This window comes from uncultured Sphingomonas sp., from assembly GCF_913777625.1.
Classification (GTDB): Bacteria; Pseudomonadota; Alphaproteobacteria; order Sphingomonadales; family Sphingomonadaceae; genus Sphingomonas.
The window spans coordinates 64,259-76,965 of the sequence record NZ_CAJYTI010000033.1; the positions used below are offsets into that span (position 1 = coordinate 64,259).

Sequence of the window (12,707 nt, forward strand, 5' to 3'; positions counted from 1 at the left end):
TAGGATTTCGCGGCCAGGAATGTCGGGACGCGCCCGCGGGGCGGCGCGGATCGACAGGGGATGGGGATGCGGTTTGCACTGATCGCGGCGGCGCTTTGCGCGCTTGCCGCACCGGCCTGGGCACAAGGCCGGCTGGAGACACCGGCGGGCGGCGTTCGGCTCGAACTCGTCGCCGGATGGGATCGGCCGGTGCTGCGTGTCCAGTCGGACGGTAGCGGCGCGATCGGCGCCGGCGAGGTCACCGGCGGCAAGAGCGGGGTCAGCTATGGCGGCGAGATCGGCTATGACGTCGCGACCAGCGCATCGACCTTCGTCGGCGGCTATGCCGGCGTTGCAGGATCGACCGCAGCGTTCTGCACCGCACCCTCGGCCATCCTCCAGAGCTGCCTCGATGCCGGCCGCAACCTGACGCTCGGCCTGCGCGCCGGGTTGATGTCGCGCGGCGTCGCCTTCTACGCCAAGGGCGGCTGGTCGAACGCGCAGATCAACGCCGAGACGAGGAGCAGCCTGGTGCCGGCGTTCAACGCCGCAGGTTCGGATACGCTCGACGGCTTTCATGTCGGGCTGGGCCTGCAGGCGCGCCTGCCCGGCCGCGCCTATGCCAAGCTGGAATATGTGTTCACCAACTATAACGGCTACGAATATGTGGTCGGCGGGTCGCGGATAAAGGCGGACTTCGATCGCCACCAGATCAGCGGCGGCCTGGGCGTTCGTTTCTAGCCCGCGACGGCCGGGCCGCTGCTCTCCCGCAGGATCAGCGTGTAGGGCAGGCGGCGCGTGCGGTGGCTGGTCGCCGCCTCGTCGCTGCGCGCGGCGCCGTCGAGCAGGTCTACCGCCGCGGCCGCCATTTCGACATGCGGCTGGCGGACGGTGCTGAGCGGCGGCCAGGCCATGCGGGCGAGGGCGGCGTCGTCGAAGCCGGCGATCGAAAGCTGGTCGGGCACGGCGATGCCGGCACGCATCGCCGCCACCAGCACGCCCAGCGCCATCTCGTCATTGGCGGCGAAGATCGCGCTCGGCCGCGGCATCGCCGCCAGCAGCCGTTCGCCGGCATCCAGGCCGGAGCGGAAGGTGAAATCGCCCTGCAGCGTGCGCTCGGGCGGGACGGCCAACCCCGCCGCCGCCATCGCCGCGTGGAACCCCTCGAGGCGTCGCGCCGCGGCGTGGTGCTCGGGATTGCCCTGGATAAAGCCGATGTCGCGGTGGCCGAGGGCAATCAGCGCTTCCGTAAGCTCACGGGCGGCGCTGCGCTCGTCCATCTCGACCGCGGCGGTGCGCTCGGGGAAGTCGCCCGGCGAGATCCGGACCACCGGCACCGCCATGCGCGCGAAGAGGTCGAGCAGTTCGGGCCAATCGCACAGCGGCGGCGTCAGGATCGCGCCGCCCAGCCGCATCGAGCGCAGCGATGCCTCGCACTCGGCGAGCCAGCTGGCTCGGTCGCGCGTCACCTGCTCGACGACGAGATGATAGCTGAGCGCCCGGCAGCGGGCGAGGGCGCCGCGCTGCAGATCGGCGGCATAGGCCGAGGCGGGATCGTCGAAATAGAGGCCGATCAGGAAGGACCGGGAGCTGGACAGCTCGCGCGCGAACGCGTTGGGGCGGTAGCCGAGCGCATCGACCACCCGCTGCACCGCCTCGCGGACCTCCGGGCGGACATAGGCTTCGCCGTTGATGACGCGCGACACGGTCTTGGGCGAAACGCCAGCCTTGGCGGCAACATCCTTTAGGGTCAGCGGCTTCATGGTTTCGCCAGCTTACCGTCTTGCAGGCGATAGCGCTATCACGCCTGCAAAGGCCGCGATCCCCAGATAGCACAGCAGCGGCAGCCCCAGCGCGGCGGCGAGCCCGAACCGGTCGGCGAGCGCGCCCGTTGCCAGCGGCACCACCGCGCCGCCGACCACCGTCATGCACAGGATCATCGAGGCATAGGCGGCCGCGCCGCGATCCTCCGGCAGCGCCAGCGCGAAGATCGTCGGATACATGATCGCGTTGCACAGTCCGACCGCGATCAGGGCGGCGGCGCCGACCGGGCCATGGGCCTGGGTGGCGACGGCAACCAGCAGCACGGCACCCAGCGCAACGCCAGCAAGGAGCCGCGCAGGGGCGATCCGGGCGAGGCCGAAGGCCCCGGCGAAGCGTCCCAGCATCGCGCCGCCCCAGTACAGACTGACCAGCCGGCCCGCGCTGGCCGGGTCTGCCGCCAGGATCGCCGGCAGCGCAAGATAGTTGGCCAGCAGGCTCCCGATCGTCACTTCCGCCCCGACATAGCCGAACATCGCCACGCTGCCCCAGGCCAGCCGCGGCTCCGCCAGCACGCGGCCGAGCTGGGCCAGCGGCAGCCGGCGCGGGGCGGGATGGTCGGCGAGCAGGTCGCGGGCGCGCCAGAAGACGAGGCAGAGCCCGGCCAGCACGCACGCGCAACCGAAGAAGGGCAGGGCGAGCGGCAGGCGCCCCAATGCGCCGGCATAGAGCAGCAGCCCTGCCCCGAGCAGCGGCCCGAGCACCGTGCCGATCGAATTGAACCCCTGCAGCAACGTCAGCCGTGCCGCGCCGCCGCCTTCGGTCGCAACCAGCGGCTGAACGACATTGGCGGCGATCTGGAGGAACGTGATCCCCGTCGACAGCGCGAGCAGCGCGGCAAGGAGCAGGGGATAACTGCCGATCCATGCCGCCCCGCCCAGGGCGATGCAGGCCAGCGTCATCACCGCGAGGCCCGCGGCGATCGCCCGCATATAGCCGGTGCGCACGAGCAGCATCGTGATCGGCAGCGCGAACAGCAGATAGCTGGAATGGAAGGCAAACTGGACGAATGCCGCGCGCGTATAGTCGAGTCGGTCGATCAGCGTCAGGCGGGGCACCAGCAGGCCGACCAGCGCGGTGACGAAGCCGCCCATGAAGAAAATGCCGATCGAGCGGCGGAAGAGCCGCGCCACCATCGCGGCGCGCGCTGGGGAGGGGGAGGAAACGTGCACCGCGGCACCTTAGCGGGGCGATGCGCGTGCGCAATCGCCAGACATGTCTCGCTTGACATCGATGTCAGATTACGACAGACATCGATGTCAGAAACAGACTCCGTAAAAATACGGATCGTACGGGAGAGGGGACATGCCGGGCATTGCTGCCGTTCGTCGCGCATTCGCGTCGTCGCCTCTCGCGCGCGCCACATCCTTTCGTTTCCTCCCCTTTCCGGCCCCCTCCTCAAGGGCGGATTACCTGCGGCCGTCGCCTGCCCGATGGGCGACGGCCGCATTTTTCGACGTCTTCACGCGCCGCTCCACCTCGCTCGTGCTGCGCGCGGCGAGCGGTGCTGCGCGTCTTCTGCCACAGGAACGCCCCGCTCGATGATCGCTGCCCGCACGCTTGCCCTGCTCCTGTTGTCGGCGACGGCGCCGGCCGCTCTGGTCGCACAGAGTGCGCCGCAAACGGCCGCCGAGCCCTGGCGGAACCAGAAGCTTTCTCCCGAAGCGCGTGCAGAAGCTCTCGTCGGCGCGATGACGCGTGCCGAGAAGCTGCAACTGATCCACGGCCTGTTCCCTCCGCGCGCGACGCCGGCGCCCGCCGACATGATCCCCTCGGCCGGCTATGTGCCGGGCATTCCCCGGCTCGGCATCCCGACGCTGCGGGAAAGCGACGCCAGTCTCGGCGTCGCCAACCAGGTCGAGCAGCGCAAGGGTGATGTCGCCACGGCACTGCCCTCGGGCCTCGCCACGGCCGCTACATTCGATGCGGACTTGGCACGCGCGGGCGGCGCGATGATCGGCGCGGAGGCGCGCGCCAAGACGTTCAACGTGCTGCTCGCCGGTGGCGTGAACCTCACCCGTGACGCCTGGAACGGCCGCAACTTCGAATATCTGGGCGAGGATCCGTTGCTCGCCGGCACCATGGCGGGTGCTGCGATCGAGGGAGTCCAGTCCAATCACATCGTCTCGACGATCAAGCACTTCATCCTGAATGCGCAGGAGACCGGCCGCGCCGTGCTCAATGCGCGGATCGACGAGACCGCGTTGCGCGAAAGCGACCTGCTCGCCTTCGAGATTGCGATCAAGGCGGGCAAGCCCGGCTCGGTGATGTGCGCCTATAACCGGATCGAGGGCGATTATGCCTGCGAGAGCCACCGCATGCTCACCGACGTGCTGCGCGGCGACTGGCGCTACACCGGCTGGGTGATGAGCGACTGGGGTGCGGTGCACTCTACCGTCAAGGCGGCGTCCGCCGGGCTCGACCAGGAATCGGGGCAGGAGCTCGACCGCGACATCTATTTCGCGCCGGACAAGATCGAAGCGGCGATCAAGGCAGGCGCGATTTCGGAGGCGCGGCTGGACGAGATGGTACGCCGCATCCTTACCGGCGTGATCGCCAGCGGACTGTACGATCATCCGACCCCCGCCACGGCGCAGCCGATCGACTATGCCGCACATGCGCTGGTGGCGCAGCACGTCGCCGAGGCGGGCATGGTGCTGCTCCGCAACCAGGGCGACCTGCTGCCGCTCGCCCGGACTGCGAAGAAGATCCTGCTGATCGGCGGCCATGCCGATGTCGGCGTGCTTTCCGGCGGGGGGTCGAGCCAGGTGCGCTCGGTCGGCGGCGCGCCAGTCGAGATCCCGCTGACCAGCGGGGCGGCGGCCTCGTTCGCGCGGGTGACCTGGCACGCCTCGTCGCCGCTCCAGGCGATCCGGGCCAAGGCGCCCGGTGCGCAAGTGACCTATGTCGACGGCCGCGACCCCGCCGCCGCGGCAGCCGCCGCCAAGCGCGCGGATGTCGTTGTGGTGTTCGCGACGCAGTGGACGACCGAGGCGCAGGACGTCGACTCGCTTGCGCTGCCGGACGGGCAGGATGCATTGATTGCCGCCGTCGCCAAGGCCAATGCGAAGACCGTCGTGGTGCTCGAAACCGGCGGGCCGGTGTTGATGCCCTGGCTCGACCAGGTGCCCGCCGTGCTCCAGGCCTGGTATCCGGGCCAGCGCGGCGGCGAGGCGATCGCCGGCATCCTGTTCGGGGACGTAAACCCCTCCGGCCGCCTGCCGATCAGCTTCCCGAAGAGCGCCGAGCAACTGCCCCGGCCGAAGCCGGTGGTGCCGGCCGGGCTCAACGCCAATGCGGCGAGCGACGCGGGCGCTGGCGACGGCAGCACGCTGCCGAGCTGGGATGTGACGTATAGCGAGGGCGCCAATGTCGGGTATCGCTGGTACGCCGCGCAGGGCACCAAGCCGCTGTTCCCGTTCGGCTATGGCCTCAGCTACACTCGCTTCGCCTTCTCGGCCGTGCGTTTTTCGGGCGGTGCCACACCTGCGGTGACGTTCACCGTCCGCAACCAGGGCGCGCGCGCCGGCGCGGTGGTACCGCAGCTCTATGTCACCGATGCGCAGGGCGGCGCGGCGCGGCTGGCCGGCTGGAAGCGCCAATGGCTGAAGCCCGGCGAGGCCGCGCAAGTGACGCTGGCGGCCGCACCGCATGCGCTCGCGCACTGGCGGAACGGGCGCTGGGTGATTGCGCCCGGCCGCTACCGCTTGGCGCTTGCCCAGGATTCCGCCGCCCCCGCGTTCCAGCAGGCGGTAGATGTACCCGCAGGAGAAGTTTCCGATTGAAAACAAAACGAAAGGGGTGAATGTGAAGAAAAGACGGACAACGTTGTCGCCGGAAGCTGCCGGTATTCAGCGGACAAATCGGGCCTAAGGGCCGGTTCAGGAGGGGAGAAAACCCAATGCGTATGACCTACGCCGCGCGCCTTCGCGCGGCTTCCATGCTTGCCGTTGCCACGGCGCTCGCCGTGCCCGGCATCGCCGCGGCGCAGACCAGCGGCGCCACCGACTCGCCCGCCGCGCAGGACGCGCCCCAGGATGGCGGCGAAATCGTCGTCACCGGCATCCGCGCCTCGCTCGAGCGCTCGATCGCGATCAAGCGCGACTCGACCGGCATCGTCGACGCGATCTCGGCCGAAGACATCGGCAAGTTCGCCAATACCAACCTGGCGGAATCGCTCCAGCGCATCACCGGCGTCTCGATCGACCGCGTCAACGGCGAAGGCTCGACCGTCACCGTCCGCGGCTTCGGCGCGCAGTACAACATGGTGACGCTGAACGGCCGCCAGCTCGCGGCTTCCAACATCGTCGCGGTGGGCGGCGACCAGGGCGGTGACGGCGCCGGCGGCTTCGGCCGTTCGTTCGACTTTGCGAACCTCGCCTCCGAAGGCGTGAAGACGCTGGAGGTCTACAAGACCGGCCGCGCGGCGATCCCCTCGGGCGGCATCGGCGCGACGATCAACATCGTCGGCGTTCGCCCGCTCGACCGTCCGGCGGGCTTCACCGGCTCGGTCGGCGCCAAGGCGAGCTACGACACCTCGGCCGACGATTGCATCAGCTGCGGCGCGCATGTGACGCCGGAATTCTCCGGCATCGCCAGCTGGAGCGACGCGGACCAGAAGTTTGGCGTGAGCCTGTTCGGCAGCTACCAGAAGCGCAATTTCAGCTTCCCGAGCCAGGCGAACAACTATTGGAACATGCCCCGCCTGTCCGACTTCCTTGATCCGTCCAAGGGCTATGTGACGGCCGGTACCAAGATCAACAACAAGCCGGCCGATGGGAACACGCTGGTCGCGGTGCCGGACGACTATCGCCACCACTTCTCGGAAGCGAGCCGCGAGCGCATCAACGGCCAGGCCGTGCTGCAATATCGTCCGTCGGACAGCATGACCTTCACGGTCGACGGCCTGTTCGCCCAGCTGCGCTCGTCGGAGCGCCGTTCGTCCCAGTCCAACTGGTTCTCCAAGCCGTTCGACGAAGTCACCTTCGACGATTCGAGCAACGGCATCGCCACGACCAAATATCTCCACGAGACGCTGCCGGGCGTGAAGGACGAAGGCTTCGAGAACGCCTATCGCGCGCAGAAGAACCGGCTGTGGGATATCGGCGGCAACCTGAAGTGGCAGCTGGCCGACAATTTCACCGTCAACATCGACGGCCATTTCGGCAAGGCCGAGAGCCTGCCCGACAACCCCAACGGCCAGACCTCGACCACGGTCGCCTTCAACGGCAACATCGTGACCTCGCACGGCCTGACCTGGGACAATGACGGCTTCCCGACCCAAACGCTGACGATCAACGACTGCTACAAGCAGACGACGCCGAAGGGCGTTCCGTTCACCAACGGCAATTGCAATGGCGTGTTCGACGCGGGCGATCTCTCGGCCGCGGTGCAGCGCCAGTTCGCGTCGACGCAGACGCAGAAGATCAAGGAGGGCCGCATCGACGCAGGCTGGGATCTGGGTGGCGGCAGCCGCTTCGACTTCGGCGGCGACTGGCGCAGCACCGACACGCGCCAGACCCAGTATAATACCCGCCAGGTGCTGGGCGACTGGAACAACGCGCTGCCGCCGGACGTCGCGGCCTTCGCGCCGGGTACCGTCCAGCAATATTGCCTGGTCTGCCAGTTCCACCACAACAACGCGACCGCCGATGCGGTGGGCAAGGTCGCCTGGCGCGCCGAGGATACGACCAAGCTCTACAACGCGCTGTACAACCACTATGTCGGCATCACCAACGACGGCATCAATCACCAGAACATCATCGATGCCAACAACGACAACCGGGTGAAGGAAGACATCTGGGCGGCCTATGGCCAGCTCACCTGGAAGGGCGAACTGGGCGGCCGCAACGCAACCCTCGTCGCCGGCATGCGCTACGAGCACACCAAGGTGAAGTCGGTCTCCTACCAGACGGTGCCGCTGGCGATCGTGTGGGAAGCGGACAATGACTTCTCGGTGCTCAACTCGGCGGACCAGCAGGCGGTGAACGGCCGTGGCAGCTACGACAATCTGCTGCCGCAGATCGACTTCCAGATCGAAGCCGCCAAGAACCTGATCGGCCGCGTCTCGTACAGCAAGACGATCTCGCGTGCGCCGTACGGCAACCTGTTCGCCTCGACCGGTGCGGGTGCGCTCAACAACCCGACCTCGCTGGGCGGCGTTGCGACCGGCAACCAGAACAATCCGGCGCTCAAGCCGCTGGATTCGGATAACTTCGACATTTCGCTCGAATGGTATCCGCGCCGCGACGTGTATCTGTCGGTCGGCTTCTTCGACAAGCGGGTGCACAACTTCATCGGCAACACGGTGGTCCAGCGCAACCTGTTCGGCCTGCGCGACCCGACCGCGGGTCCGCTGGCGACGTCGGCGCGCAACATCGTCACCGGGCTCGGCGGCGACATCAGCAACGTCAACCTGTTCACCAGCGCGGCGATCCTGCAGAAGTACGGCGGCAACGTCGCCCAGGCGACGCAGGAGCTGCAGGCCAACTACGTGCCGGCGACCCGGACCTTCGGTTCGACCTATATCAGCAACACGCTCGCCGCGATCGACGTGCTGCCGACGGCGGCCGACCCGCTGCTCAACTTCGCGGTGAACACGCCGATCAACAACAAGGACGCCGAGATCTACGGCGTCGAGCTCGCCGGCCAGTATTTCCTCGGCAATACCGGTTTCGGTATCGCCGCGAGCTACACGCTGGTGCGCGGCAATATCGGCTTCGACATCACCGCCGATCCGACGGCCAACCAGTTCGCGCTGGTCGGCCTGAGCGACACCGCCAACGCCACGCTGATCTACGACAAGCACGGCATCTCGGCACGCCTTTCGTACAACTGGCGCGGCAAGTTCCTGAGCGACGTCAACCGCGGCGCGGCGCACAACCCGGTGTTCAACGATCCGTACGGCCAGGTCGATCTCAGCATCAACTATGACCTGACCAAGAACATCGCGCTCAGCTTCGAAGGCATCAACCTCCTCGAGGAGGGCGTTCGCAGCTACAGCCGTGATTACATCAACACCTGGTACGAGTCCGAAGGCTCGGCCCGGTATCTGGTCGGCGCGCGCTTCCGCTTCTGAAGCCCGCCTGTACACCTCTAGGAAAGGCCGCTCGCCTCGGGCGGCCTTTCTCGTTTAAGGTCCTGCACATCATGCCCCGCGCCGTGCTCAACAATATCGACCATGCCGATCTGCGGATCCGGCTCGACCGTGGCGCCGCGTTCGGCGATGCGGTGAACCAGATGACCGTCTTCCCGACGGAATTCGAGGCGCTCAGCCGCGACTATGTCCTGATCTTCCGCCGCGACGACGCCGGCAGCTGGCGCTCGACCGTGTTGCTCGGCCTCGATCCCGACGAGAATCTCTACCTCGAGGGCGATCGCTGGACGGCGGACCAGCTGCCCGCGCTGATGGAGATCGGCCCCTTTTCGATCGGCCTGCCACGCCCCGGTGCGGCGGGCGAGCCGATGATCCATATCGACACCGATCATCCCCGCATTTCGACGACCGAAGGCGCCCCGCTGTTCCTGGAGCAGGGCGGCAATGCGCCCTATCTCGATCGCGTCGCGGCGACGCTGCAGGCGGTTTATGTCGGTGACCAGCTTTCGGGGCCGATGTTCGCCGCGTTCGAGGCGGCAGGGTTGCTCGAGCCGGTGACGTTCGACATCGAACTCACCTCCGGAAAACGCTACAAGGTGCCCGATTGCTGGGTGATTGAGGGCAGCCGTTTCGCCGCCCTCGACGGAGACGCGCTGGCCGCCTTGCACGCCCAAGATTTCCTGCGCTGCGCGGTGTGGCAGCTTTCCTCGCTCGGCAATCTGCCGCGACTGATCGCGCGCAAGGAACGCCGCGAAGGCTGAGGCGAGAACAACGAAAATCCCTGGGGAGGAAGCGATGGGCGAGCAGAAGTTTCGGGTGGTGATCGCCGGCGGCGGCACCGCGGGCTGGGTGGCAGCGGCGGCGCTGGTGCGACATCTCGGGCCCAATCTCGACATCACGCTCGTCGAGTCCGACGCGATCGGCACGGTGGGGGTGGGCGAGTCCACCATCCCTACCGCCTGGACCTTCCACAAGCTGCTCGGCATCAACGAGCAGGTCTTCCTCCGCGAGACCAACGCGACCTTCAAGCTGGGCATCTCGTTCGAGAACTGGCTGCGCGACGGCGATCGCTACTTCCACCCCTTCGGCTCGATTGGCCGGGCATTGCCGCTGTGCGACTTCCAGCATTTCTGGCTGGAGGCACAACGGCGCGGCTTCGGCGGCGCGCTGGGGGACTATTCGCTGGAGACCCAGGCGGCGCTTTCCCAGAAATTCGCCACCGGCGACCCGATGCCGCTCGCTTATGCCTATCATCTCGATGCGACCGCCTATGCCGCGTTCCTGCGCGGGCTCGCCGAGCCGGCCGGCGTGCGCCGCGTCGAGGGCCGCATCACCGAGGTGGAGCAGGCGGAGAGCGGCGACATCGCCGCGCTGGTGCTGGAAGGCGGGCTGCGCATCCCCGGCGACCTGTTCATCGACTGCACGGGCTTTCGCGCGCTGCTGATCGAGGAGACGCTGAAGACCGGTTTCGAGGACTGGAGCCACTGGCTGCCGACCAACCGCGCCTTCGCCGTCCAGTCCGAGACGACCGAGGCGCCGGCGCCCTATACCCGCGCCATCGCGCACGGCGCCGGCTGGCGCTGGCGCATTCCGCTCCAGCACCGGATGGGCAACGGCTTCGTCTATGCGAGCGACTATCTCTCCGAGGACGAAGCCCGCGCGCAGTTGCTGGCGGCCGTCCCCGGGCGCGCCCTGTTCGATCCGCGGCTGATCCGCTTCACCACCGGCATGCGCAAGCAGGCATGGAACCGCAATTGCGTGGCGCTGGGGCTGGCGAGCGGCTTCATCGAACCGCTGGAGTCGACCAGCATCCATCTGGTGATGATCGCGGTGACGCGGCTGCTCCAGAACTTCCCACGCCACGGCGACATGGCCAGTTTTGCGAAGCGCTTCAACGCGCAGTCGCGCGCGGAATCGGAGCATATCCGCGACTTCATCATCCTCCACTACAAGTGCAACGATCGGCCCGAACCCTTCTGGCGCGACCATGCCGCGCGGACAGTGCCGGACAGCCTCGCTGCACGCATCGCGCTGTTCGAGGAGGGGGCCGCCGCCTATCAGGAAGGCACCGACCTGTTCCGTATCGACAGCTGGGCCTCGGTGATGCTGGGGCAGGGGGTTCGCCCGCGCGACCATCACCCGATGCCCACCCAGATTCCCACCGCCGATCTGGAGCGGGCGTTGGCGGATCTGCGCGCCGGTATCGCCGCGCAACTGGCGAAACTGCCCGGCCACGCCGACTTCATTGCGCGCTACGCCGCCGCAAAGGTTCCTGCCGCGGCCTGAGCTACCCGGCAAATTTTTCCTAGCCGCGATGAACCTTCGGTCGCGCCCCCGCCACTGATGGGGTGCGGCAGATCGTGGCTCGGGCTTTCCCCCTGTTCCCGGGCGAGCGGCTGCCGTGCGTGCCCGGCCCGGTGCACCCCTGCACCGGGCCGGGCCAATACGGGAGAACCAAAGCATGCGTATGTTCCTCAGCGCCGCGGCGCTTGCCTGCCTCGCCTGCGCCGCCCCGGCGCTGGCGCAGACCCAGACCGTCACCGACGCCACCGGTGATTTCCTCGCCGGCTATACCGGCCCCAAGCTCGCCGACCTCGACGTCACCAGCTTCTCGGTGAGCTACGACGCTACCGACAAGCTGTTCACGCTCGGCGCCACCTTTGCCGGCGCGATCACCGCGGGCACGCCCGGCTTCTACGTGTACGGCGTGAACACCGGAAAGGGCGCAATCCGCCCGTTCGGGAGAATCGGCCAGGGCAATGTGATCTTCGATCAGGCGATCGTCGTGCAGAAGGACGGCACCGGCTCGATCGGCGGCACCCCGCTCGATTCGAACTGGATCGCAATCGCCGGCAACATCCTCACCGTGAAGGTGCCGCTGTCGCTGCTGCCGAGCACCGGCTTCGCGCCGCAGCGCTACGGCTTCAACCTGTGGCCGCGTGCGGGTGCGGGCAATGCGGCGATCAGCGACTTCGCACCCGAGAACGCCACGCTCTCCGCCAGCGCCGCCGTGCCGGAGCCGGCGACCTGGGGCATGCTGATGGTCGGTGCCGGCCTGGCGGGCGGCACGCTGCGCTATCGCCGTCGTCGTACGACGCTGGCGCTCGGCTGAGGCCGTTTTGCTGCCGGTCGGGGCGTTGTCCCGCCTCGACCGGCAAAAAATTTCGCGCGCGTTGAACCATCGTGCCCCTGCGCTCCACTAAGGTGCGAGCGAAGGAAGGCTGTGACACAGATCGATCCGCAGGGCCGGCACGTGCTATCGGGCGCGCACGAGGAGGAAATGGGTCTCGTCGTCGCCGTGCGTGCGCGCGATCTTCGGGCGTTCGAACAGCTCTATCGCCGCTACCAGCCGCGGCTCGCCCGCTTCGTCGGCACGCTGGTGCGGCGCCCGCCGCTGGTCGAAGAGGTGGTCAACGACACGCTGATGGTGCTGTGGCAAAAGGCCGGCGACTTCACCGGGGCGAGCAGGCTCTCGACCTGGCTGTTCGCCATCGCCTATCGCAAGGCGGTCCGTGCGCGCAGCCGCGACGAGGCGCCTGTCGACGATGCCGGACTGGCAGAGCAGCCGGATCTGGACACCCCCGATGCGGCGCTCGCGCAGGATCGCACCCACCGGGCGCTTCGTCTGGCGATGGCGAGCCTGTCGGCGGACCATCGCGCGGTGGTGGACCTCACCTATTTCCACGAGATCGGCTATCGCGAGATCGCCGAAATCCTGGGATGCCCGGTGGATACGGTAAAGACACGGATGTTCCACGCCCGGCGCCATCTGCGCCGGGCGATGGCAGGCGAATTGGCGGACTGGATGTGA

At 67.9% G+C, this 12,707-nt stretch carries 9 protein-coding genes; 7 read left to right on the forward strand and 2 right to left on the reverse strand.

The window, feature by feature from the left end; genetic code table 11:
- Nucleotides 1–66: 66 nt before the first annotated feature.
- Entirely contained in the window at nt 67–720 is a 654-nt protein-coding gene (locus QZ814_RS16110; RefSeq protein ID WP_294334277.1) for an outer membrane beta-barrel protein, read from the forward strand.
- Here the strand turns inward: QZ814_RS16110 and QZ814_RS16115 are convergent.
- Nucleotides 717–1,742, reverse strand: a complete 1,026-nt coding sequence (locus tag QZ814_RS16115) for a LacI family DNA-binding transcriptional regulator (protein WP_294334278.1) — start codon at nt 1,740–1,742, stop codon at nt 717–719. The genes QZ814_RS16110 and QZ814_RS16115 overlap by 4 nt on opposite strands.
- Nucleotides 1,743–1,754: 12 nt before the next feature.
- Complete coding sequence (locus QZ814_RS16120) at nt 1,755–2,972, reverse strand: MFS transporter (protein ID WP_365898846.1); 1,218 nt, start codon at nt 2,970–2,972, stop codon at nt 1,755–1,757.
- A 369-nt stretch (nt 2,973–3,341) separates the two neighbouring features.
- On the opposite strand from QZ814_RS16120, the gene QZ814_RS16125 reads away from it, so the two are divergent.
- The 6 genes from QZ814_RS16125 to QZ814_RS16150 all read left to right on the forward strand — a co-directional run bounded on the left by QZ814_RS16125 (nt 3,342) and on the right by QZ814_RS16150 (nt 12,707).
- Entirely contained in the window at nt 3,342–5,585 is a 2,244-nt protein-coding gene (locus tag QZ814_RS16125; RefSeq protein WP_294334279.1) for a glycoside hydrolase family 3 protein, read from the forward strand.
- A gap of 116 nt (nt 5,586–5,701) precedes the next feature.
- Nucleotides 5,702–8,878: a TonB-dependent receptor gene (locus tag QZ814_RS16130; protein ID WP_294334280.1), complete on the forward strand. Its 3,177-nt coding sequence runs from the start codon at nt 5,702–5,704 to the stop codon at nt 8,876–8,878.
- A 71-nt stretch (nt 8,879–8,949) separates the two neighbouring features.
- Complete coding sequence (locus tag QZ814_RS16135; protein ID WP_294334281.1) at nt 8,950–9,657, forward strand: SapC family protein; 708 nt, start codon at nt 8,950–8,952, stop codon at nt 9,655–9,657.
- Nucleotides 9,658–9,691: 34 nt separating this feature from the next.
- The gene (locus tag QZ814_RS16140; protein WP_294334282.1) at nt 9,692–11,182 is read left to right on the forward strand and encodes a tryptophan halogenase family protein; all 1,491 of its coding nucleotides are present in this window, start codon (nt 9,692–9,694) and stop codon (nt 11,180–11,182) included.
- A gap of 175 nt (nt 11,183–11,357) precedes the next feature.
- Nucleotides 11,358–12,008 carry a PEP-CTERM sorting domain-containing protein gene (locus QZ814_RS16145; protein WP_294334283.1) on the forward strand — a complete coding sequence of 217 codons (651 nt, stop codon included), beginning with the start codon at nt 11,358–11,360 and terminating at the stop codon, nt 12,006–12,008.
- Between the two features lie 111 nt (nt 12,009–12,119).
- Nucleotides 12,120–12,707, forward strand: coding sequence for a sigma-70 family RNA polymerase sigma factor (locus QZ814_RS16150; protein ID WP_294334284.1), 588 nt, complete (start codon nt 12,120–12,122; stop codon nt 12,705–12,707).